The 19,330-nt window shown below is 64.1% G+C and carries 24 protein-coding genes; 17 read left to right on the forward strand and 7 right to left on the reverse strand.

Annotation, left to right across the window (positions count from 1 at the left end; genetic code table 11):
* Positions 1-163: 163 nt before the first annotated feature.
* Genes AC5STI_RS16490 through AC5STI_RS16505 form a run of 4 tightly spaced genes read left to right on the forward strand, consistent with a single transcriptional unit; the run spans position 164 to position 2,933 of the window.
* Positions 164-622 (forward strand): RidA family protein, encoded by a 459-nt coding sequence (locus AC5STI_RS16490; RefSeq protein ID WP_495447403.1) that lies wholly within the window; start codon positions 164-166, stop codon positions 620-622.
* The gene (locus AC5STI_RS16495) at positions 619-1,392 is read left to right on the forward strand and encodes a glycerophosphodiester phosphodiesterase family protein (protein ID WP_495447404.1); all 774 of its coding nucleotides are present in this window, start codon (positions 619-621) and stop codon (positions 1,390-1,392) included. The genes AC5STI_RS16490 and AC5STI_RS16495 overlap by 4 nt, the downstream gene beginning before the upstream one ends.
* Positions 1,393-1,440: 48 nt before the next feature.
* The gene (locus AC5STI_RS16500; protein ID WP_495447405.1) at positions 1,441-2,628 is read left to right on the forward strand and encodes a GNAT family N-acetyltransferase; all 1,188 of its coding nucleotides are present in this window, start codon (positions 1,441-1,443) and stop codon (positions 2,626-2,628) included.
* Positions 2,625-2,933 (forward strand): 4a-hydroxytetrahydrobiopterin dehydratase, encoded by a 309-nt coding sequence (locus AC5STI_RS16505; protein ID WP_475049514.1) that lies wholly within the window; start codon positions 2,625-2,627, stop codon positions 2,931-2,933. The genes AC5STI_RS16500 and AC5STI_RS16505 overlap by 4 nt, the downstream gene beginning before the upstream one ends.
* 149 nt (positions 2,934-3,082) lie before the next feature.
* Here the strand turns inward: AC5STI_RS16505 and AC5STI_RS16510 are convergent, their stop codons facing one another.
* Positions 3,083-3,571 carry a peroxiredoxin gene (locus AC5STI_RS16510; protein WP_495447406.1) on the reverse strand — a complete coding sequence of 163 codons (489 nt, stop codon included), beginning with the start codon at positions 3,569-3,571 and terminating at the stop codon, positions 3,083-3,085.
* Between the two features lie 95 nt (positions 3,572-3,666).
* On the opposite strand from AC5STI_RS16510, the gene AC5STI_RS16515 reads away from it, so the two are divergent.
* The 5 genes from AC5STI_RS16515 to AC5STI_RS16535 all read left to right on the forward strand — a co-directional run bounded on the left by AC5STI_RS16515 (position 3,667) and on the right by AC5STI_RS16535 (position 6,953).
* The gene (locus AC5STI_RS16515; protein WP_495447407.1) at positions 3,667-4,878 is read left to right on the forward strand and encodes an NAD(P)/FAD-dependent oxidoreductase; all 1,212 of its coding nucleotides are present in this window, start codon (positions 3,667-3,669) and stop codon (positions 4,876-4,878) included.
* Complete coding sequence (gene rsmD / locus AC5STI_RS16520) at positions 4,875-5,426, forward strand: 16S rRNA (guanine(966)-N(2))-methyltransferase RsmD (RefSeq protein ID WP_495447408.1); 552 nt, start codon at positions 4,875-4,877, stop codon at positions 5,424-5,426. The genes AC5STI_RS16515 and rsmD overlap by 4 nt, the downstream gene beginning before the upstream one ends.
* A gap of 133 nt (positions 5,427-5,559) precedes the next feature.
* On the forward strand, positions 5,560-5,886 hold the full coding sequence (locus AC5STI_RS16525; RefSeq protein WP_495447409.1) for a YgdI/YgdR family lipoprotein: 327 nt from the start codon (positions 5,560-5,562) through the stop codon (positions 5,884-5,886).
* A gap of 188 nt (positions 5,887-6,074) precedes the next feature.
* Positions 6,075-6,737, forward strand: a complete 663-nt coding sequence (locus AC5STI_RS16530; protein ID WP_495447410.1) for an HAD family hydrolase — start codon at positions 6,075-6,077, stop codon at positions 6,735-6,737.
* A 24-nt stretch (positions 6,738-6,761) separates the two neighbouring features.
* Positions 6,762-6,953 (forward strand): hypothetical protein, encoded by a 192-nt coding sequence (locus AC5STI_RS16535; protein WP_475049527.1) that lies wholly within the window; start codon positions 6,762-6,764, stop codon positions 6,951-6,953.
* A gap of 73 nt (positions 6,954-7,026) precedes the next feature.
* Here the strand turns inward: AC5STI_RS16535 and map are convergent, their stop codons facing one another.
* Entirely contained in the window at positions 7,027-7,836 is an 810-nt protein-coding gene (gene map / locus AC5STI_RS16540) for a type I methionyl aminopeptidase (protein WP_495447411.1), read from the reverse strand.
* A gap of 154 nt (positions 7,837-7,990) precedes the next feature.
* Here map and AC5STI_RS16545 point away from each other — a divergent pair, with 154 nt between their 5' ends.
* Positions 7,991-8,878: a mechanosensitive ion channel family protein gene (locus AC5STI_RS16545; RefSeq protein ID WP_495447412.1), complete on the forward strand. Its 888-nt coding sequence runs from the start codon at positions 7,991-7,993 to the stop codon at positions 8,876-8,878.
* A 24-nt stretch (positions 8,879-8,902) separates the two neighbouring features.
* Here the strand turns inward: AC5STI_RS16545 and sfsA are convergent, their stop codons facing one another.
* Positions 8,903-9,607 (reverse strand): DNA/RNA nuclease SfsA, encoded by a 705-nt coding sequence (gene sfsA, locus AC5STI_RS16550; RefSeq protein ID WP_495447413.1) that lies wholly within the window; start codon positions 9,605-9,607, stop codon positions 8,903-8,905.
* 48 nt (positions 9,608-9,655) lie between these two features.
* On the opposite strand from sfsA, the gene AC5STI_RS16555 reads away from it, so the two are divergent.
* Genes AC5STI_RS16555 through AC5STI_RS16570 form a run of 4 tightly spaced genes read left to right on the forward strand, consistent with a single transcriptional unit; the run spans position 9,656 to position 12,592 of the window.
* A complete protein-coding gene (locus tag AC5STI_RS16555; protein WP_495447414.1) occupies positions 9,656-10,378 on the forward strand; it encodes a competence/damage-inducible protein A in 723 nt (240 codons plus the stop codon).
* Positions 10,378-11,100 (forward strand): GNAT family N-acetyltransferase, encoded by a 723-nt coding sequence (locus AC5STI_RS16560; RefSeq protein WP_495447415.1) that lies wholly within the window; start codon positions 10,378-10,380, stop codon positions 11,098-11,100. The genes AC5STI_RS16555 and AC5STI_RS16560 overlap by 1 nt, the downstream gene beginning before the upstream one ends.
* A gap of 5 nt (positions 11,101-11,105) precedes the next feature.
* A complete protein-coding gene (locus AC5STI_RS16565; RefSeq protein WP_475049591.1) occupies positions 11,106-11,678 on the forward strand; it encodes a peroxidase-related enzyme in 573 nt (190 codons plus the stop codon).
* Positions 11,669-12,592, forward strand: coding sequence for an OmpA family protein (locus tag AC5STI_RS16570; RefSeq protein ID WP_495447416.1), 924 nt, complete (start codon positions 11,669-11,671; stop codon positions 12,590-12,592). The genes AC5STI_RS16565 and AC5STI_RS16570 overlap by 10 nt, the downstream gene beginning before the upstream one ends.
* Before the next feature lie 487 nt (positions 12,593-13,079).
* Here the strand turns inward: AC5STI_RS16570 and AC5STI_RS16575 are convergent, their stop codons facing one another.
* Positions 13,080-13,991: a LysR family transcriptional regulator gene (locus AC5STI_RS16575; protein ID WP_027244808.1), complete on the reverse strand. Its 912-nt coding sequence runs from the start codon at positions 13,989-13,991 to the stop codon at positions 13,080-13,082.
* 163 nt (positions 13,992-14,154) lie between these two features.
* Positions 14,155-15,066: an AEC family transporter gene (locus tag AC5STI_RS16580; protein ID WP_495447417.1), complete on the reverse strand. Its 912-nt coding sequence runs from the start codon at positions 15,064-15,066 to the stop codon at positions 14,155-14,157.
* A 197-nt stretch (positions 15,067-15,263) separates the two neighbouring features.
* Here AC5STI_RS16580 and AC5STI_RS16585 point away from each other — a divergent pair, with 197 nt between their 5' ends.
* The 3 genes from AC5STI_RS16585 (at position 15,264) to AC5STI_RS16595 (ending at position 16,460) form a co-directional block, all read left to right on the forward strand.
* Positions 15,264-15,704 carry a DUF4399 domain-containing protein gene (locus tag AC5STI_RS16585; protein ID WP_495447418.1) on the forward strand — a complete coding sequence of 147 codons (441 nt, stop codon included), beginning with the start codon at positions 15,264-15,266 and terminating at the stop codon, positions 15,702-15,704.
* 76 nt (positions 15,705-15,780) lie between these two features.
* Positions 15,781-16,104: an NIPSNAP family protein gene (locus AC5STI_RS16590; RefSeq protein WP_475049603.1), complete on the forward strand. Its 324-nt coding sequence runs from the start codon at positions 15,781-15,783 to the stop codon at positions 16,102-16,104.
* An 11-nt stretch (positions 16,105-16,115) separates the two neighbouring features.
* Complete coding sequence (locus AC5STI_RS16595) at positions 16,116-16,460, forward strand: antibiotic biosynthesis monooxygenase family protein (RefSeq protein WP_495447419.1); 345 nt, start codon at positions 16,116-16,118, stop codon at positions 16,458-16,460.
* Positions 16,461-16,518: 58 nt separating this feature from the next.
* Here the strand turns inward: AC5STI_RS16595 and AC5STI_RS16600 are convergent, their stop codons facing one another.
* Complete coding sequence (locus AC5STI_RS16600; protein ID WP_495447420.1) at positions 16,519-17,079, reverse strand: type 1 glutamine amidotransferase domain-containing protein; 561 nt, start codon at positions 17,077-17,079, stop codon at positions 16,519-16,521.
* 129 nt (positions 17,080-17,208) lie between these two features.
* Positions 17,209-19,236 carry an FAD-dependent oxidoreductase gene (locus AC5STI_RS16605; RefSeq protein WP_495447421.1) on the reverse strand — a complete coding sequence of 676 codons (2,028 nt, stop codon included), beginning with the start codon at positions 19,234-19,236 and terminating at the stop codon, positions 17,209-17,211.
* Between the last annotated feature and the right edge of the window lie 94 nt (positions 19,237-19,330).

The raw sequence follows: 19,330 nt of genomic DNA on the forward strand, positions 1-19,330 counted from the left end.
AAAAATCGGATTTTTCATGGCCGGTTTCATTGCATGAAACCGGCGCCGTTCACCTGCCGGACCAAAGGGGCGGAAAGGCGCGAAAGGGTTTCGCATTTGCTCTTTCCGAAAGCCGCCGCGCCGGGTAGCGTCCCGGCCAGCAAAGACTCGGAGGAACTCGGCCATGAGCATCGAAGCGAAACTGAAAGAGCTGGGGGTGACCCTGCCCGACGCGCCGGCACCGGCAGCAAACTATGTGCCATATGTCGTCGCGGGCGACATGGTGTATGTCTCCGGCCAGATTTCGGCCGATGACAACGGGCTGATAACCGGAACTCTGGGCGAAGACATGGATGTCGAGGCCGGGCAGGCCGCGGCCAAGCGCTGCGCAATCGCTCTGCTGGCACAGCTCAAGGCGGCTTGCGGCGGCGATCTGGACCGGCTCGTGCGGGTGGTCAAGCTGGGCGCCTTTGTCAACTCGACCGCTGATTTCACCCAGCAGCCGCAGGTCGTGAACGGCGCCTCCGACTTCCTGGTCGAAGCACTCGGCGACATTGGCCGCCACGCGCGCTCCGCCGTCAGCTCGCCCTCTCTGCCGCTGGGCGTTGCAGTTGAAATCGACGGAGTCTTCCAGATCAAATGAGACCTGCCCTGCCTGCTGCCTTCCTGAACGTCCCGCTGGCCCACCGTGCCCTGCACGATGCGGCGGACGGGCGCCCGGAGAACAGCCGCGCTGCGGTGCGGGCAGCGCTGGCCGCAGGCTATGGCATCGAGATCGACCTGCAGCTGTCCGGCGACGGCTGCGCGATGGTGTTTCACGACTATGCGCTGGACCGGCTGGCAGAAGCTGCCGGTCCGGTCCGTGCGCGAAGCCGCGAGGAACTGGCTGCCATCCCGCTGAAGGGCGGCGATGGTGAAGGCATTCCGGATCTGGCCGAAGTGCTGGAGCTGGTGGCCGGCCGGGTGCCGCTGCTGATCGAGCTGAAGGACCAGCACGGCCAGATGGGGGTCACCAATGGGGCGCTGGAACGGGCTGCGGCCAAGGCGCTGGAGGGCTATCGAGGCCCGGTGGCGCTGATGTCCTTCAACCCGCATTCGGTGGCGGAACTGTCCCGCCTGGCACCCGAACTTCCGCGCGGGCTCACCACCAGCGCCTATGACCCGGCGGACTGGCCGGAGCTGTCCCGCGCCATGTGCGATGATTTGCGCGCGATCCCGGATTTTGAGCGTACCGGATCCAGCTTTATAAGCCACGAGGCCGGCGACCTGGCCCGGCCGCGGGTGCAGGCGCTGCGCAACGAAGGCGTGCCGGTTCTGTGCTGGACCGTGACGTCGCCGGCAGAGGAGGCCGCGGCCCGTGCCTTTGCCGACAATGTGACCTTTGAACAGTACCTGTCTCCGCTAACATCTTGATCAGGCTAAGCCGCACCCCACATCTGTGAAGTGGTGCGGAGGAAAGGCATGTCCCAGGCGCAAATCGAAATCCGGGTGCTGTCGTCGCTGTCGCAGATCGCGGCGGCGGAGTGGGATGCCTGCGCCTGTCCCGAAACGGCGGATGGGGGCCGTCCCAGCGACCCTTTTACCACCCACCGTTTCCTGAGCGCGCTGGAAGACAGCGGCTCTGTCGGGCCGGGCACCGGCTGGCAGCCGCAGTATCTGACCGCCTATCAGGACGGCCGCCTGATCGCCTGCGCGCCGCTTTATGCCAAGGGGCACAGCCAGGGCGAGTACATCTTTGACCACAACTGGGCACATGCCTATGAACAGGCCGGCGGGCATTATTACCCCAAGCTGCAGATCGCTGTGCCCTTTACGCCGGCCACCGGGCGGCGGTTCCTGGTGCGGCCCGGATTTGACGGCATAGGCCACTCCGCACTGCTGCAGGGCGCAGTGCAGCTGGCGGCGGACAACAACCTGTCGTCGTTGCACGTGACCTTCTGCACCGCGGATGAGGCCCGGCTGGGCGAGGAAATGGGGCTGATGCTCCGCACCACCCAGCAGTTCCACTGGCAGAACCAGGGATATGGCGACTTCGAGGCTTTCATGCGGGCGCTGTCGTCGCGCAAGCGCAAGAACATCCGCAAGGAGCGGATGCAGGCGCAGTGCTTTGGCGGCGAGATCCAGGTCTTTCAGGGCAGCAGCCTGCGGCCCGAACATTGGGATGCGTTCTGGGAATTCTATCAGGATACCGGCGCGCGCAAATGGGGCTCGCCTTATCTGACCCGGCAATTCTTCGATATTGCGCACCGGACGCTGGCGCGGGACTTGGCGCTGATTCTGGCGTGGCGCAACGGGCGCTATGTGGCCGGAGCGCTGAATTTCATAGGCCGGAATACGCTTTATGGCCGCTACTGGGGCTGCGTCGAGCACCATCCGTGCCTGCATTTCGAACTGTGCTATTATCAGGCCATAGAATTGGCCATCGCCCTGGGGCTTGACCGGATCGAAGCCGGCGCGCAGGGTGAGCACAAGCTGGCGCGCGGTTATTTGCCGTGCCAGACCTATAGCTTGCACTGGATCGGCGATCCCGGGTTTGCCGGGGCCGTCGGACGCTACCTCAAGGCTGAGCGGGCCGCCACTGAGGAAGAGATCGAAATCCTGACCGATTACGGCCCGTTCCGCAAAGCGCATGTGGAGGAGCAAGAATGACGGAAAAACTGTCCGACGCCACCCGCGGCCCGCTGCTGGAGCCGCTGTTTGCCACCGGCTGGGAAATGGTGGAAGGCCGCGATGCCATCACCAAGACCTTCAAGTTCAGCAATTTCGCCGATGCCTTCGGCTGGATGACCCGCGCCGCGATCTGGGCTGAAAAGTGGAACCACCATCCGGAATGGAGCAACGTCTACAACAAGGTGACGGTGGTGCTGACCACCCATGACGTGGATGGCATCAGCGCCCAGGATGCCAAGCTGGCGCGCAAGATGGACGGCCTGTACGGCGAGCCGCAGAACTGAACCGCAGGGCCTGGCACAAAAGGTCAGCATTCCTGTCCGAATGTTTCGCGCGCGAAACATTGCGGCAGAGCTTCTGACCTGATTTTTCATGTTTTGTTAAGGGTTTGCGCCTGCGGCCGCCCGTACTGGCAGCCGCAGAAAGCCAGGCCTCAGCCCATCGAGTCCAGCAGTCCTTCGCCGGCCGACAGCTCGCACTGGCCGGGGTTTTCTTCCTTGTTCAGGATCTTCACTTCGCCGTCCTCCACCAGCATCGCATAACGCAGCGAGCGGCCGATCAAACCGGCGGGAGGCGCATCGAAACGCATGCCGATCGCCTCGGTAAAGGTGCATTCGGCGTCCGACAGCATGGTGATCCCGGCGTCGGTCGCGCCGGTGTTGTCGCCCCAGATCGACATAACGAACGGGTCATTGCCGGCCAGGCAGATGATTTCATCCACACCTTTGGCGGCGAACTGATCCTTGGTGCGGATGAAGCTGGGCACATGGGCCGAATGGCAGGTGCTGGTAAAGGCGCCAGGAACCGCAAATATCACCACTTTCCGCCCATTCAGCTTGCTTGACAGCTGAACTTGCTCCGGCCCGTCGTCTCCGATCCGCGTCAGCACGGCGTCGGGCAGCTGGTCTCCAACAGAAATCATTGCACGTTCCTCTTTCTCGTGATTGCGTTTTGGGGCCCTCGGTATATAGGGTCCGTTGGAAGCGTGACGGGAACTATTGCGGGAGGCAAGCAGAGATGTCCCACATCGTCGTGATTGGAGCGGGGCAGGCGGGGTCCTCGCTGGTGGCAAAGCTGCGCAAAGACGGGTTTGAGGGGGAGATTACCCTGATCGGCGCAGAAACAGCGCTGCCCTATCAGCGCCCGCCGCTGTCCAAGGCTTATCTGCTGGGCGAGATGGAAGTGGAGCGGCTGTTCCTGCGGCCCGAGAGCTTTTATGCTGAAAACAACATCACCCTGAAGCTGGGCCAGCGGGTAACCGGGATCGACCCAGCGGCCAAGACGGTCTCGCTGGGCGATGAGGTGATTTCCTACGACCAGCTGGCGCTGACTACCGGCTCCGACCCGCGCCGCTTGCCGGCTGCGATCGGCGGTGATCTGGAGGGCGTCTATGTTGTGCGCGGGCTGACCGACGTCGATGCGATGGCGCCGCATGTAACCGAAGGCAAGCGCGCGCTGATCGTCGGCGGCGGCTATATCGGGCTGGAGGCAGCGGCAGTCTGCGCCAAGCGCGGCGTGCAAGTGACTCTGGTCGAAATGGCAGACCGCATTCTGCAGCGTGTCGCGGCGCCGGAAACATCGGATTTCTTCCGCAACCTTCATACTTCCCACGGCGTGGACATCCGCGAAGGCGTCGGCCTGGAGCGGCTCGAAGGCGAGGGCGGCAAGGTGACCCGCGCGGTGCTGAGCGGCGGTGAGGTGCTGGACGTGGATTTTGTCGTAGTGGGTGTTGGCATCACCCCGGCCACGCAGCTGGCGGAGATGGCCGGGCTGGAGCTGGACAACGGCATCAAGACGGATGCTCAGGGCCGCACCTCGGATGCGTCCATCTGGGCCGCGGGCGATTGCGCCTCCTTCCCGTTCCAGGGCAGCCGCATCCGCTTGGAAAGCGTGCCTAATGCCATCGACCAGGCGGAGGTCGTGGCGCAGAACATGCTGGGCGCGGCCAAGGACTATATCGCGATGCCCTGGTTCTGGTCGGATCAGTATGACGTCAAGCTGCAGATCGCGGGTCTCAACACCGGCTATGACGACGTGGTCACCCGTCAAGGCGAAGGCCAGCAAGTCTCGTTCTGGTACTACGCCGGTGATCAGCTGGTGGCAGTTGACGCGATGAACGACCCGCGCGCCTACATGGTGGCCAAGCGGCTGATCGACATGGGCAAGACCGCGGACAAGACCGTGGTTTCCGACCCTTCCGCTGACCTGAAGCCGCTTCTGAAGGCGTGAGGATCATCGCAGGAGAGTTCCGCGGCCGGGCTCTGGCCGCGGTGGGCAAGGGGGATGCGGGCGCCCATCTGCGCCCCACCACCGACCGGGTGCGCGAAAGCCTGTTCAATGTGCTGATGCACACCGGCGCCATCCCCGGCGCCCGGGTGCTGGACCTGTTTGCGGGCACCGGCGCGCTGGGACTGGAGGCCCTGTCGCGCGGCGCGGCGGAGGTGGTGTTTGTCGATGACGGCCGGGTTTCCACCGGGCTGATCCGAAAGAACATTGGCATCTGCCGCGCCGGGGACCGCTGCACCCTGACACGCCGCGATGCGCTGAAGCTGGGGCAGAACCCGGGCGCGCCCTTTGACCTGATCTTCCTCGATCCGCCTTACGGCAAGGCGCTGGGGGAGAAAGCCTTGGCCGCCGCGATGGCAGGCGGCTGGGTGGCGGATAACGCTTTGGTGGTCTGGGAGGAAAACGCGCCGATGGCCGTGCCGGAAGGGTTCGAACTGCACGACAGCCGCAAGTACGGCGACACCCATATCTCTTTGATGTGGCGGCAGTAAAACAGGTGCCTGCGCGAATGGGTGTTTTCGCCAAATAATTGATTTTCTATTTGCAAATACATCTCAAAATAGGTAACAACCCCGTGATTTTAATCAAATGTCCGTCAATTCAGACGGTTTAAAAAGGTTTCACATGAAAACTGCAAAAATCCTTGGCCTGCTGGCCGCTGGTTCGCTTTTCCTGGCTGGCTGCGTGTCTCCTGACGTTGTCACCACCAACAACATCGACGACAGCTCGCTGACCTGTGAAGAGATCAAGACACAGATGGGTCAGCTGGACGAGATCCGCGCCGAGGCCAAGAAAGGCAAGACCGCATCGGGCGCAAATGTGGCGGCGGCGATCCTGTTCTGGCCGGCGGTCATCGGCAATTACTCCAACGCAAACGAGGCCATGAAAGCGGCAAACAAGCGCCATGAAGTGCTGGTCGCTCTGGCCAAGAAAAAGCGCTGCAAGTTCTAAGCTTAGCTAGACCGGTGAAAGATATGAAATGCAGGGGCTTCCCCTGCATTTTTTTGTTTCGGGCTGTTTCAGGAAAGGGCCTGAATGTGAAGGCTCAGGCGGAAACCCGCAGCGCCGAGTTTGCCGGGGTCCTGATTGCCGAATAGACCTGTGGTTCAAAACAAGTTTTTCAGCAAAGGCGCTTTTTCATGCCCAAGACATATCCGACCCCGAAACTGGTGATTTTCGATTGCGACGGCGTGCTGGTCGACAGCGAGCCAACGTCCAATCAGGCGCTGACCGGCAACCTGGCCCGGCACGGGCTGGAGCTGACCATGGAGCAGTCGATGGCGTATTTCGTCGGCAGCACCATGGCCGGGGTCATGGACAAGGCCCGCAGCCTGGGTGCGGACCTGCCGGAGGACTGGATCAGCGAAGTCTATGCCGAGACCTATGCCCTTCTGGAACAGGGCGTTCCGCTGTCTCCGGGCATTCCGGATCTTCTGGCGCGGCTTGATGAAAATGGCATCCCGGTCTGCGTCGCCTCCAACGGCAGCGAGGACAAGATGCGCATCACCCTGGGCCAGAACGGGCTGTGGGAGAGGTTCCACCCGCAGGCGATGTTTTCTGCCCATTCCCTAGGGGGGGCTAAGCCGGAACCGGGCCTGTTCCTGGCGGCCGCCAGCCATTTCGGGGTACAGGCGCGCGACTGCCTGGTGATCGAGGACAGCGGCAGCGGTGTCACCGCCGCGGTGCGCGCGGGTATGCGCTGCCTCGGCTATGCGCCCCACGGCGGCGCCCGAAAGCTTGCGGCGCTGGGGGCGGAGGTCTTCAGCGATATGGCAGAGGTGCCCGCGCTTTTGTCGATCTGAGCCGGGCGTGCTATTGTTCGGGGCATGGAACAGACACTGCGTACGCCGTTCCTGCCGCCTGTGACCAAGGCCGAAGCCGGGACAAAACCCAAACCGAAACCAGCGCGGTCTCCGCTGTTTATCCAGGATGCGGTGACACCTTGGGCGGACGGCACCTTGCTTCTGGCCCTTTGGCGGATACAGGAAGCCGAGGGGCAGGACGACGCCGGTTCCTGACGGGATCCGGCCTTCATCTGGCTGAAAATATCCCGGGGGTGCGGGGGCTGGCCCCCGCTGCGGCAGTAGCGGCTCAGCCGTAGGTCGGATGGAATTTTCCGGCCGGCGACAGGGTGAAAATCTCTGCCCCGTCAGCAGTTACCCCGATCGAATGCTCGAACTGCGCCGACAGCGACTTGTCGCGGGTGACGGCGGTCCACTCATCCGCCAGGATCTTGGTTTCCGGGCGGCCCAGGTTGATCATCGGCTCGATGGTGAAGAACATGCCCTCTTCCAGCACCGGGCCGGTGCCGGGGCGGCCGTAGTGCAGGACGTTGGGCGGCGCGTGGAACACCTGGCCCAGGCCGTGGCCGCAGAAATCGCGCACCACGCTCATCCGCTGGCTCTCGGCATAGGTCTGGATCGCGTGGCCGATGTCGCCGAAGGTATTGCCGGGCTTCACCGCCTCAATCCCCATCATCAGCGAATCGTGGGTAACCTGAATCAGCCGCTCTGCCTTGCGGCTGAGCTTGCCCGCCACGAACATCCGCGAGGTGTCGCCGAACCAGCCGTCGACAATCACCGTCACGTCAATGTTCAGGATATCGCCGTCCTTCAGCTTTTTGTCGCCGGGGATGCCGTGGCAGACCACGTGGTTCACCGAGATGCAGCTGGCGTGCTGATAGCCCTTGTAGCCGATGGTGGCGGAGGTGGCGCCTGCATCCTCGACCATCTGCGTAATCAGGCGGTCGAGCTCTCCGGTGGTCTGGCCCGGGACCACATGGGCCGCGATATCATCCAGAATGCGCGCGGCAAGCGCCCCCGCCTTGTGCATGCCCGCAAAATCGCCGGGCTCATGAATGCGGATGCCGTCCTTGGTCGTGCGGCCGTCTTTCGATCTCATCGGGCGGAGCTCCATCGGGTGTCTTTGCGTAGCTATGTAAGGGGTTCCCGGCAAAAGGGCCAGAGGGGGCAGAGGCGGCACCCGGGAACTTTTTCTGCCGCACCGCGTTACCAGTGGTGAGTGAACCTGCGGCGAAACGGAGAGAGGCAGCGGCATGAACAGCTTCAACGATCTGATGGAGACTGAAATTTATGGCGGGAAATCACTTTCCGACCTGGTGACCCTGGAGTTCCTGGCCGAGATGCTGGGCAGCGTTGTGGCTGCAGTGGTGATCCTGCTGGCTGGCTTTATTGTTGCAAGCTGGGTCAAGCGGCGGATCGTCACGCTGGGCGATACGCATGCCAATCTGGACGTTACCCTCTTTCACTTCCTCGGCAATCTGGCGCGCTATGTTGTGCTCGCCTTTGCGGTTCTGTTTGTTCTGAACACTTTTGGCGTCAAGACCACCTCGATCATCGCGGCCATCGGTGCTGCGGGGCTGGCGATCGGCCTGGCGATGCAGGGGGCGCTGTCCAATGTTGCTGCGGGTGTTATGATCATCCTGTTCCGTCCTTTCAAGCTGGGCGATTTCATCGAAGTGGACGGTGAGATGGGCACTGTGATGGACATCAACCTGAACAACACCGTCCTTGCGGGCCTCAGCAATCTGAAGGTGATTATTCCCAACTCTGAGGTTTGGGGCAACACCATCACCAACTACTCATCTTTCGATACCCGCCGGGCAGAGTGGACGTTTGGCGTCGGCTACGGCGCCAACCTGGCGGTGGCCGAGCGGGTGATCCGCGAGACCATCATGAGCGACAGCCGCTCGCACAGCGAGCCGGAGCCGTTCATTCAGGTGAATGAGCTGAACAGCAGCTCGGTTGATTTCCTGGTGCGGGTTTGGGTCGATGCGGAGGAGTACTTCCAGTATCAGGCCGACATGAAGCGCAAGGTGAAAGAAGCGCTGGATGCGGCCGGGGTCGATATTCCCTTCCCGACGCGCACCATCGTGCAGGCCGAACCGGACGCGCAGGAGGACGAGGCCAGCAAGGCCGCCTGAGCAGGCGCGCCAGCCCCCTCGCCGTTACTCCCCGGCGGCGATGGGGGCGCCGGCCTCAACCCCTTGGGGTGAGATCCTGGTGCCCAGCACCAGCCGCTCTACCCCTGCAGCATGAGCGCTGGCGAAGGCGCCGGCGTAGGCGGGGTCAATATCCGCTGCCAGCTGGAACCGGACGCAGTCGGTGCGCTGCACCAGATACAGCATCACTGCCCTGTGGCCTTGAGCCACCATCTTGGCGAGTTCGCCCAGGTGCTTGGTGCCGCGCGCGGTGACGCTGTCGGGAAACTCCGCCAGACCGGGCTGGCGCGAGAGCGTCACGCTTTTCACCTCGACATAGCAATCGGGCAGGCCGTCCTGGCTCAGCAGAAAGTCGATGCGGCTCTTCTCTCCGTATTTCACCTCTGCCCGGACGGTCTTGTAGGCGGCAAGCTCTGCGATCTCCCCGGCCTCAAGCGCGGCACGCAGGGCGCGGTTCGGCACCGAGGTGTCGACCCCGGTGAAATGGCCGCCCTCATGCTCCACCAGACGCCAGCCGTACTTCAGCTTTTTCTTCGGATCGTCGTTCGGCTCCAGCCAGATTTTCATGCCTGGCTCTGCCAGCCCCATCATGCTGCCGGGGTTTGCGCAATGGGCGGTGATCTCCTGTCCGTCCTCCAGCCGGCAATCGGCGAGAAAGCGTTTGTAGCGGCGGATCAGCACGGCGGGGATCAGAGGGGTTTCAAAGCGCATGACAACGGGCCTATACCTGCGGGAACGAGGTATCAAGGGAGGAAGATCATGGCCAACCCGACGGCTGCCATGCTGGTGATCGGAGACGAAATCCTGTCGGGACGCACCCGCGATGCCAACATGCATTACCTGGCCGGTGAGCTGGCCAAGCATGGCATCGACCTGAAGGAAGTCCGCATCGTCAGCGACGATGAGGCGGCGATCATCACCGCGGTCAAGGCACTGGCCGGAGCCTATGACCATGTCTTCACCAGCGGCGGCATCGGGCCGACCCATGATGACATCACCGCCGATTGCATCGCCAAGGCCTTCGGCGCGCATCTGGGCGTGCGTGACGACGCGCGGGCGATCCTGCAGGCACATTACGATACGCAAGGGCTGGAATTGAACGCGGCCCGGCTGCGGATGGCACGAATCCCGGATGGCGCTGAGCTGATCGACAATCCGGTTTCGGCGGCGCCGGGGTTCACCCTTGGCAATGTGCATGTGATGGCCGGGGTGCCGATGATTTTTCAGGCGATGGTGGCCAGCGTGATGCCGACGCTTACCGGCGGCCAGCCGATGCTGTCGCAGACCCTGCGGGTGCTGCGCGGCGAGGGCGAGATTGCCGGGCCGCTGCGCCTGCTGGCAGAGGCTTATGAGGACTTGTCGGTGGGTTGCTATCCGTTTCAGAAGGATGGTGTGTTCGGCGCCAACGTGGTGATCCGCGGCACCGATGGCGCACGGATCGACGCAGCGATGACGGAGCTGGCAAAGGAGCTGGAGCAGTGATGACCGACCCCCGATACTACACCGTGACCGAGGCGACCTGGCCGCCCGCGTCGGTGCGCGAGGTTGGTCCCGTAACCCTGCGCGAGGGGCAGGGCGGCGGCAGCCGGGTGTCGGCGGCAACGGTGTCCGGCCCGGTCACAGACGCGCAGATCGCAGCGGCGGAAGAGGCAATGCGCGCCATGGGGCAGGACTGCCTGTTCATGATCCGCGACGGCGAGGCGGAGCTGGACGCGCAGCTGGAGGCGCGCGGCTACGTGGTTAAGGATCCGGTCAACCTGTGGACTTGCCCGGCGGAGCGGCTGACGGATATTCCGGTGCCGCGTGTCACCGCCTTTTGCGTCTGGGAGCCGCTGGCGATCCAGCGCGAGATCTGGGAGCAGGCGGGTATCGGGCCGGAGCGCCTCGCGGTAATGCGGCGGGTGCAGGGGTCGAAGACGGGGCTGCTGGGGCGCCATAGGGATAAACCGGCCGGTGCCGGATTTGTGGCCATTCATGACGGCGTCGCGATGGTGCATGCGCTTGAGATCCTGCCGCATCAGCGCCGGGCCGGCATGGGCGGCTGGATGATGCGCCAGGCCGCGTTCTGGGCCGTGGAAAACGGCGCCGGCGAATTGGCGGTGCTCTGTACGAAACGTAACGAGGGCGCAAACGGGCTTTACGCTTCCCTCGGGATGGATTGCACCGGACAGTACCACTACCGGATTTTTAAGGAAGGCGATTGACCGCGATGACTGATCAGACCCAGCCCACAGCCCTTGACCTGCCGATGGTGGACCCGCTGCCGCCGGAAACACAGAAGTATTTCGACATCTGCGTCGAAAAGCTGGGCTTTGTGCCCAATGTCCTGAAAGCCAATGCCTTTGACATTGATAAGCTCAACGCATTCACCGGCATGTATAACGACCTGATGCTCGCGGACAGCGGCCTCAGCAAGCTGGAGCGGGAGATGATCGCGGTGGTGGTCTCCTCGATCAACCGCTGCTTCTATTGCCTGGTGGCGCATGGCGCCGCGGTGCGGCAGCTGTCGGGGGACCCGCAGCTGGGCGAGATGCTGGTAATGAACTACCGGGTGGCGCCGCTGGACGCGCGGCAGCGGGCGATGCTGGATTTCGCCGCCAAGATGACCACGGCCAGCGCGGAGATCGAAGAAGCGGACCGGCAAGCGCTGCGGGTCGCGGGCTTTAGCGACCGGGACATCTGGGACATCGCCAATGTCGCCGGCTTCTTCAACATGTCCAACCGGGTGGCCAGCGCAACCGCCATGGTGCCCAACCCGGAATATCACAGCCAGTGCCGCTAAAACGCCTGGCGGTCTTGGCTGGCCTCACCGCGGCGGTGCTGCTGCCCGGCATCGCCGGAGCTGTGGAGGTGACTCTGCCGGCCGGTGCGGCTGCTGTGTCCGAACGCGTCACAGTGCTGGGTGTCTATCAGCTTCCAGTGGCGCCGGAGGCGGCGGACGAGGTGCCGTCGCAGCGGTTTGAGGGCCGGATTTTGCGCCGCACCTGGCGTTTGGAGGGCGGCGGCACGGTGCTGGAGATCCTGGCGCCGATGCGGGAGCAGCTGCTGGCGCAGGGGTATGAGGTACTGCTCGACTGCGCGGCGCGCGATTGCGGCGGCTTTGGCTTCCGCTTCGGAATCGAAGTGGTGCCGGCACCGGATATGATGGTCGATATCTCCCGCTATCACTTCCTGTCGGCAGCCAAGGACGGACAAGCGGTCTCGATCCTGGTGTCGCGGGCAGGCGGCACGGCTTATGTGCAGATGATCACCGTGCAGCCGGGCGGTGCGGAGGCGCCGGAGGTCAAGCCCGCCGCAAAGGCACCCGCCCCTGTGCGGCCGGTTGAGCTGGCCAAGGTGCTGGAGGTCCGCGGCCACGCGGTGCTGAGCGATCTGGTGTTCGAGAGCGGCTCCACCCGGTTGCGGGAGGGGCGCTATGACAGCCTGAAGCAGCTTGCAGATTACCTGGCCGCCAACCCCGGATACCGGCTGCTGCTGGTGGGCCATACCGACACGGTCGGATCGCAGCAGCAGAATGCCGGTATTTCCCAGCGCCGGGCGCAATCGGTGAAGGAGCGGCTGGTCGAAGCCTATGGGGCCGATGAGGCGCGCATAGATGTTGCCGGTGCCGGGTTCATGGCTCCGATTGCCAGCAACCTTATCCCGGAGGGGCGCGAAGCCAACCGGCGTGTGGAAGCGGTGCTGCTCGGCGGTTAGCCGCGAATGGCATGAGGATATCAAGGGGCTCCCGCCCCCGCAGGTGCCTTGGCTTTGCCAAGACCCCTTGGCGAGCCTGGCCCAGCGGACGCGGGAGCATGGCACATACTCTTGCGGCGGGCGGGAGTGCTGCCAGAGCACCAAATCGTTCCGGCTGCATTCGGCGGTGCATGGCCCGCTGGCGGGGCTGGCAGCTGGCCTTCAACAGGCTGTTAACCGGGGAGCGGACCAAACCCGGTCGCCGGGGGCCGTTCAGTGACTGGCGTGCCGGTGCCTGGAAGTGGCGCGCGCGCTTCAGGCAGGTCTGTAGATAAGCCACTTGTGGCTTCAATCCTGGTCTGCATTTGCAATGCAGCCGCTGGACCGAAAAGAGCCAGTCCATCGCCTTGCCGGCAAACGCCGTGGGTAGAGGTGAAAAAAAGCCCCCGCGAGGGCGCGGGGGCAGGTCTTCGAGGGATGTCTTGGTCCGGGCCTTAAGGGAACCGGTTCAGGTTTTCCATTCGGACGGGTCGCGGTCGGCAAAGGCTGCGACCAGGAAGTCGATGAAGGCCCGCACCTTGGGCTGGGTGAACTTGCCGGGCGGGTAGACCGCGTAGATGCCTTGGGTTTCGACCGGCAGGCTGGGCATCACATCCTCGACCAGCCCTTCCTCCATCGCTTCCGCGTAGAGGTAGCTGGGCAGATAGGCGATGCCGAGGCCGGAAATAGCCGCGGTCAGCAGCGACTGGCCGTCGTTCACCGACAGCCAGCCGGAAGTGCGCACCTGGCGCTTTTCGCCCGACGGGGCGGTGATCTTCCAGACGTTGCCGCTGGACTGGCTGGAGTAATGCAGCAGCTTGTGGTTGTTCAGCTCGTCGATCTTTTGCGGGCGGCCGAATTTCTCCAGATAAGCGGGGGAGGCGATCATCCGCTTGGTTGTCTCGGTCAGCTTGCGGGCGCGCAGGGAGCTGTCCTCCAGCTCGCCGATCCGCACTGCCATGTCGAACCCTTCAGAGATCAGCTCCACATAGCGGTTATTCAGCACCATGTTGACGGTGATGTCAGGGAAGTCACGCAGGAAGTCCGACAGCACCGGCGACAGGTGGTTCACGCCGAAGTCGGTGGCGACCGAAATCCGCAGCAGGCCTGAAGGTGCCGATTGCATCGAGGTGACCAGAGCGTCCGCCTCGCCCGCATCGTTCAGCACCCGGCGGGCGCGGTCGTAGTAGGCAAGACCGATCTCGGTCGGCGACACCCGGCGGGTGGTTCGGTTCAAAAGGCGCGCGCCCAGGCGGGCCTCCAGGCTGGAGACGTGCTTGGAGACCGCCGACTTAGAAATCCCCATCTTGCGTGCCGCATCGGTGAAGCCGCCCTGGTCCACCACATTGGCAAAGGCCTCCATCTCGGTCAGTCGGTCCATGTTCGCCCATCCTCGTAAATCCGTGTTGGGCTCAGTGTTGCCGGGGAAATCGGGCAAGATCGGGGCGGGGGTGGGATAATTGCAGGGTTTTGCGCGGATCGTTTGCGCGGTGGAAACGGCCTGCCGGCCGGATTTGCCAGCGCGGACGGGCATTTACGCAACCTCAAAGCACGAGTTTGATGATCAGGATCCACAGAGGCAGGGAAATCGCGCTGAGCAATGTGGATTGCGCGATAAGCGTGGCTGCGAGCGCGCGGTCGGCGCCAAAGGCGGAGGCGAGAACATGTGCCGCCGAGGCGGTCGGCAGGGCGGCAAACAACACCAGAACCGCGGAAAAGCCGGGGTCCGTTCGCAGCAGCAGGCAGGCGGTGAGGGTTGCGGCCGGCACCAGCACCAGCCGCACCAGGCAAAGGTAGCCGTTGAACAGGTCGAGCCGCGCAAGCGCCTGCCAGTTCATGGTGGCGCCGATGGAGAGCAACGCGATGGGAATCGCTGCGTGCGCCAGCATCTCCGCCGGGGCCAGAACCGGCGCGGGGATCTTGTAGCCCGACAGCCCCACCGCAACGCCTGCGACCGAGGCCAGCAGGAAAGGGTTCAGCGCTACCTTCAGCGCGGTCTGCCGCAACGACAGGCTGCCGCCGCGCGACAGGGCGCTTACCGCCAGAACATTGGCCACCGGCACCGCCATGCCGATGGCGACGGCCATCTGCCCTGTCAGCTCTGTGCCGACCGAGGGCAGAGCGACAAAGGCAATGGCGGTGTTGAAGCGCCAGGCGGCCTGCCAGGCACCGGCAAAATCGAGGAATTTTTCAGGGCCAAAGCGGCGTGCCAGCAGGCCCAGCCCCAAAGCCAGGGCGAGGATGCTCCAAACCGCCGGGCCGATGCGGCCCAGATCCGCCACCGCTATGGGCCGGCCGCTGGCAGCAAAGAACAGCAGGGCCGGGAACAGCACCTCGAAATTAAGCTTGTCGAGGCCCTGCCAGGCCTGCGGCGCCAGCCTGTTGCGGACCATGCCGCCCAGCCCGACCATCAGGAAGCTGGGGGTGAGGCCCATCAGAATGACTGCAAATACCATGACCGGCTCCTGCTCCGCTGCCGCGCGGTGACACTGCCGTTGGCAGGGGCAGCGGGCAAGCGGAAGGATGAAAGATGCGGCGGTACTCCGGACGGCTGCCGCTTTTTTGCGCATTCGTTGCGAGCGGCAGGATTGCCAGACCCGGGTGAGCCGCTAGCTTTGTCCTGTTGGTTGAGCAAATTTCTGGAGGACCGGATATGAAACTGCTGATTGCGGCTGCCTTGTCAGTTTGCCTGGCGGCTCCGCTGTGGGCTGGCGGGGAGACGGCTTCGAACCCGGAGGCCGAGGTCTATTTTGCGAATATCCAGGACGGGGACACGGTCACATCGCCCGTGACGCTGGTCTTTGGCCTGTCGGGAATGGGGGTGGCGCCGTCGGGGGTAGAAAAGGAAAACACAGGCCACCATCATCTGCTGATCGACCGCCCGCCGCTGGGCGAGGGGGAGGATGGCGCTGATGAGCTGGCCTTTGGCCTGCCGTCGGATGAAAACCACCTGCATTTCGGCGGCGGTCAGACCGAAGTGACGCTGGAGCTGTCCCCGGGCCGTCACACGCTGCAGCTGGTGCTGGGCGATGCGGGGCATGTGCCGCACTCAACCCCGATTGTCTCGGAGCAAATTACCATCACGGTGGAGTGACGGTTCGGTCTGCACCGAAGCATCCGGGCGGTGGGGCAGGTTAGGGAGGTGGTCCTGAACAACCTGAGGACCCATCATGCTGACCTGCATCATCCGCTACCATATCGACCCCGCCAAAAAGGCGCAGTTCGAACAATACGCCCGCAACTGGGGTCAGGCGATCCCGCGCTGCGGGGGGGATCTGGTGGGGTACTACGCGCCGCATGAAGGCTCCTCGACGCTGGCCTATGGGATTTATAATGTGGAGAGCCTTGCAGAGTATGAGGCTTACCGCGCGCGGCTGGCGGCTGATCCGCTAGGGCGCGAGAACTACGAATTTGCCCGGAAGGAGCGGTTTTTGCTGCGTGAGGACCGGACCTGGCTCAAGAAGGCCTCGGCACCGCATGGGCAGGCCCGGTAGAGGAGGCGCAGATGATTGCCGTGATTTTCGAGGTGGAGATCGCCCGCGGGAAGAAAGAAAGCTATCTGGAGATTGCCGCGGAGCTGCGGCCGCTGCTGGAGCAGGTGGACGGGTTTCTGTCGGTGGAACGGTTCCAGAGCTTGAGCAGCCCGGACAAACTGCTGTCGCTGTCCTTCTGGCGGGATGAGGCGGCAGTGCAGCGCTGGCGGCAGCTGCCGGAGCACCGGGCCGCCCAGGACAAGGGGCGGGCCGGGATCTTTGCGGGCTACCGGCTGCGGGTGGCCGTGGTGATCCGCGACTACGGTATGAACATTCGGGACGCAGCCCCGGCAGACAGCCGTGCCGCACACGGCTGATCCCGGCGGCACCGCGACAGCACCCCGCGCGGAAAGCGCGGGGCGGGACGGAAACCGGTCAGGCCGCTGGGCGCGCGTGTGTGCCTTCTTCGATTTCTTCGGTGATTTTTGATACGAACGCCTTCAGATCCTCGGGCTGGCGGCTGGTCACGATGCCCTGATCTGCCACGACCTCTGCGTCCTTCCAGTTGGCGCCGGCGTTGGAAATGTCGGTCTTGATCGAATGGAAGGACGTCATGTCACGGCCCTTGGCAACACCGGCCTCGGCCAGCACCCAAGGGGCGTGGCACACAGCGGCGATCACCTTGCCGTTGTCATGAAAGGCTTTGACCAGATTGATGACATCGTCTTCCACCCGCAGCAGATCCGGGTTGATCTGGCCGCCCGGGATCACCAAGGCGTCGTAACCATCGGCCTTGGCATCAGCGATCTTCAGATCGGCATCGGCCTCGCGCCCCCAATCGCTGCCTTCCCAGCCTTTCGCCGGCTTGCCATCGAGCGTTGCGACATGGACCTCCGCACCCTTTACCCGCAGCTGGTCGCGCGGGAATTCCAGTTCCGACTGCTCGAACCCATGGGTGGCAATGATCAGGATCTTTGCATCTGCGATTTTGGGCATAACGGGCTCCTTTCTGTTCTGAAATGCCAAGCCGCCCGTCCGGACGGTGCTGCAGAACAAACGCGCGCCCGCCCGGAGGTGTTCCGGACGGGGGCGCAGAACCAGCGGTTTGCGGCGTTGCGCCGCAGTTCAGAGCCCGGCGGCCAGCCGGGTGCCCTGGTTGATGGCGCGTTTGGCGTCCAGCTCTGCCGCGACGTCGGCGCCGCCGATCACATGGGCGGTGATGCCGCGTTCAGCCAGCTGATCCGCCAGCGACCGCTCGGAGACCTGGCCTGCGCAGAGCACGATGGTATCTGCCGGCACAAGCGTGGGGTTCTCGCGGGCCTCGCCGAAGCTCACGTGCAGGCCCTCGTCGTCGATCTTCTCGTAGTTCACGCCGCCGAGGAATTCGACGTCCTTCATCTTGAGCGTTGCGCGGTGGATCCAGCCAGTGGTCTTGCCAAGCCGTTTGCCGTGCCGTTCCGCCTTGCGCTGCAGAAGCGTCACGCGGCGGGCAGGAGCGGCGGGCTGCGGCCCTTCGGGGGCAAGGCCTGCGCGGTGCTCGGCCGGGTCGGAAACGCCCCACTCCTGCATCCACAGCGGCAGGTCGGTGGCAGGGCTGTGGCCCTCTTCCAGCAGGAATTCGGAGACGTCAAAGCCGATGCCGCCTGCGCCGATCACGGCGACGCGTTTGCCCACCGGTTTCTGGTGGCGCAGCACGTCGATGTAGCTCAGCACATTGTCGCGGTCCTGGCCCGGGATAGCCGGATCGCGCGGCAGGACGCCGGTGGCAATCACCACCTCGTCAAAACCGGTCAGATCATCCGCCGAGACTTCGCGGCCCAGCTCCAGCGTGATGCCTGCATCGGCCAGCATCACCCGGTACCAGTCGACCAGGCCCCAGAATTCCTCCTTGCCCGGCACCTGCTTGGCCATATTGAGCTGGCCGCCGATTTCATCGGCGCGGTCGAACAGCGTGACCTTGTGGCCCCGCTGCGCCGCCGTCAGCGCGGTGGACAGACCGGCAGGGCCGGCGCCGACGATGGCCACCGTCCTGGCGGTTGCTGCCGGTTCGATCACCAGCTCGGTCTCGTGGCAGGCGCGCGGGTTAACCAGGCAGGAGGTAAGCTTGCCGCTGAAGGTATGGTCGAGGCAGGCCTGATTGCAGGCGATACAGGGGGCGATATGGTCCGCCTGGCCGGCTTCGGCCTTGGCAACGAAATCCGCATCCGCCAGCATCGGGCGCGCCATGGAGACCATGTCGGCGCAGCCGTCTGCCAGCACCTCCTCCGCGACCTCCGGCGTATTGATGCGGTTGGAGGTGATCACAGGAATACTGACTTTGCCCATAAGCTTCTTGGTGACCCAGGCAAAGGCCGCGCGCGGAACGCTGGTGGCGATGGTCGGGATGCGGGCCTCGTGCCAGCCGATGCCGGTGTTGAGGATCGTCGCGCCCGCCTTTTCGATCTCCTGCGCCAGCTGCACGACTTCCTCGTGAGTCGATCCCTCCGGCACCAGGTCGATCATCGACAGGCGGTATATGATGATGAAGTCAGTCCCCACCGCCTCGCGGGTGCGGCGCACGACCTCGATCGGCAGGCGCATCCGGTTCTCGTAGGAGCCGCCCCAGCGGTCGGTGCGCTTGTTGGTGCGGGTGACCAGGAACTGGTTGAGGAAGTAGCCTTCGCTCCCCATGATCTCGACACCGTCATAGCCGGCTTCCTGCGCCAGCCGGGCGGCATTCACGATGTCCGCGATCTGCTTTTCGATGCCTTCTTCGTCCAGCTCATTCGGCGGGAAAGGGGAGATCGGCGATTTCACCGGGCTGGGCCCGACGCATTTCGGCCCATAGGCATAGCGGCCTGCATGCAGGATCTGCATGGCGATCCGGCCGCCCGCCTCATGCACCCGGTCCGTCACCACGCGGTGATTTTCGACGTCCTTGGCCGAGGTCATCATCGAGGCGCCCGGCAGCACCGAGCCTTCCAGGTTCGGGCCGATCCCGCCGGTCACCATCAGGGCCACGCCGCCGCGGGCTCGGGCGGCATAGAATTCGGCCACCCGGTTCCAGTCGCCGGTCTCCTCCAGCCCGGTGTGCATGGAGCCCATCAGCACCCGGTTCTTCAGCGTGGTAAAGCCCAGATCCAGCGGGGCAAGAAGGTTGGGGTACGCAGTCATCTCGAAACTCTCCCTGGCAGTTGCCCCTAGGATCACGAGGCGCGGGCGGCTTGTCACGGGCAAACGCCGCGTCACCCTCTTGCGTGCCCCGGCG

It is taken from the genome of Leisingera sp. CC-HEC096 (assembly GCF_059429235.1).

What these genes read in the sequence shown, in the direction of transcription:
- AC5STI_RS16490 (WP_495447403.1), top strand. Translation starts at nt 164, where the DNA reads ATGAGCATCGAAGCGAAACTGAAAGAGCTGGGGGTGACCCTGCCCGAC.
- AC5STI_RS16495 (WP_495447404.1), top strand. Translation starts at nt 619, where the DNA reads ATGAGACCTGCCCTGCCTGCTGCCTTCCTGAACGTCCCGCTGGCCCAC.
- AC5STI_RS16500 (WP_495447405.1), top strand. Translation starts at nt 1,441, where the DNA reads ATGTCCCAGGCGCAAATCGAAATCCGGGTGCTGTCGTCGCTGTCGCAG.
- AC5STI_RS16505 (WP_475049514.1), top strand. Translation starts at nt 2,625, where the DNA reads ATGACGGAAAAACTGTCCGACGCCACCCGCGGCCCGCTGCTGGAGCCG.
- AC5STI_RS16510 (WP_495447406.1), bottom strand. Translation starts at nt 3,571, where the DNA reads ATGATTTCTGTTGGAGACCAGCTGCCCGACGCCGTGCTGACGCGGATC.
- AC5STI_RS16515 (WP_495447407.1), top strand. Translation starts at nt 3,667, where the DNA reads ATGTCCCACATCGTCGTGATTGGAGCGGGGCAGGCGGGGTCCTCGCTG.
- AC5STI_RS16525 (WP_495447409.1), top strand. Translation starts at nt 5,560, where the DNA reads ATGAAAACTGCAAAAATCCTTGGCCTGCTGGCCGCTGGTTCGCTTTTC.
- AC5STI_RS16530 (WP_495447410.1), top strand. Translation starts at nt 6,075, where the DNA reads ATGCCCAAGACATATCCGACCCCGAAACTGGTGATTTTCGATTGCGAC.
- AC5STI_RS16535 (WP_475049527.1), top strand. Translation starts at nt 6,762, where the DNA reads ATGGAACAGACACTGCGTACGCCGTTCCTGCCGCCTGTGACCAAGGCC.
- map (WP_495447411.1), bottom strand. Translation starts at nt 7,836, where the DNA reads ATGAGATCGAAAGACGGCCGCACGACCAAGGACGGCATCCGCATTCAT.
- AC5STI_RS16545 (WP_495447412.1), top strand. Translation starts at nt 7,991, where the DNA reads ATGAACAGCTTCAACGATCTGATGGAGACTGAAATTTATGGCGGGAAA.
- sfsA (WP_495447413.1), bottom strand. Translation starts at nt 9,607, where the DNA reads ATGCGCTTTGAAACCCCTCTGATCCCCGCCGTGCTGATCCGCCGCTAC.
- AC5STI_RS16555 (WP_495447414.1), top strand. Translation starts at nt 9,656, where the DNA reads ATGGCCAACCCGACGGCTGCCATGCTGGTGATCGGAGACGAAATCCTG.
- AC5STI_RS16560 (WP_495447415.1), top strand. Translation starts at nt 10,378, where the DNA reads ATGACCGACCCCCGATACTACACCGTGACCGAGGCGACCTGGCCGCCC.
- AC5STI_RS16565 (WP_475049591.1), top strand. Translation starts at nt 11,106, where the DNA reads ATGACTGATCAGACCCAGCCCACAGCCCTTGACCTGCCGATGGTGGAC.
- AC5STI_RS16575 (WP_027244808.1), bottom strand. Translation starts at nt 13,991, where the DNA reads ATGGACCGACTGACCGAGATGGAGGCCTTTGCCAATGTGGTGGACCAG.
- AC5STI_RS16580 (WP_495447417.1), bottom strand. Translation starts at nt 15,066, where the DNA reads ATGGTATTTGCAGTCATTCTGATGGGCCTCACCCCCAGCTTCCTGATG.
- AC5STI_RS16585 (WP_495447418.1), top strand. Translation starts at nt 15,264, where the DNA reads ATGAAACTGCTGATTGCGGCTGCCTTGTCAGTTTGCCTGGCGGCTCCG.
- AC5STI_RS16590 (WP_475049603.1), top strand. Translation starts at nt 15,781, where the DNA reads ATGCTGACCTGCATCATCCGCTACCATATCGACCCCGCCAAAAAGGCG.
- AC5STI_RS16595 (WP_495447419.1), top strand. Translation starts at nt 16,116, where the DNA reads ATGATTGCCGTGATTTTCGAGGTGGAGATCGCCCGCGGGAAGAAAGAA.
- AC5STI_RS16600 (WP_495447420.1), bottom strand. Translation starts at nt 17,079, where the DNA reads ATGCCCAAAATCGCAGATGCAAAGATCCTGATCATTGCCACCCATGGG.
- AC5STI_RS16605 (WP_495447421.1), bottom strand. Translation starts at nt 19,236, where the DNA reads ATGACTGCGTACCCCAACCTTCTTGCCCCGCTGGATCTGGGCTTTACC.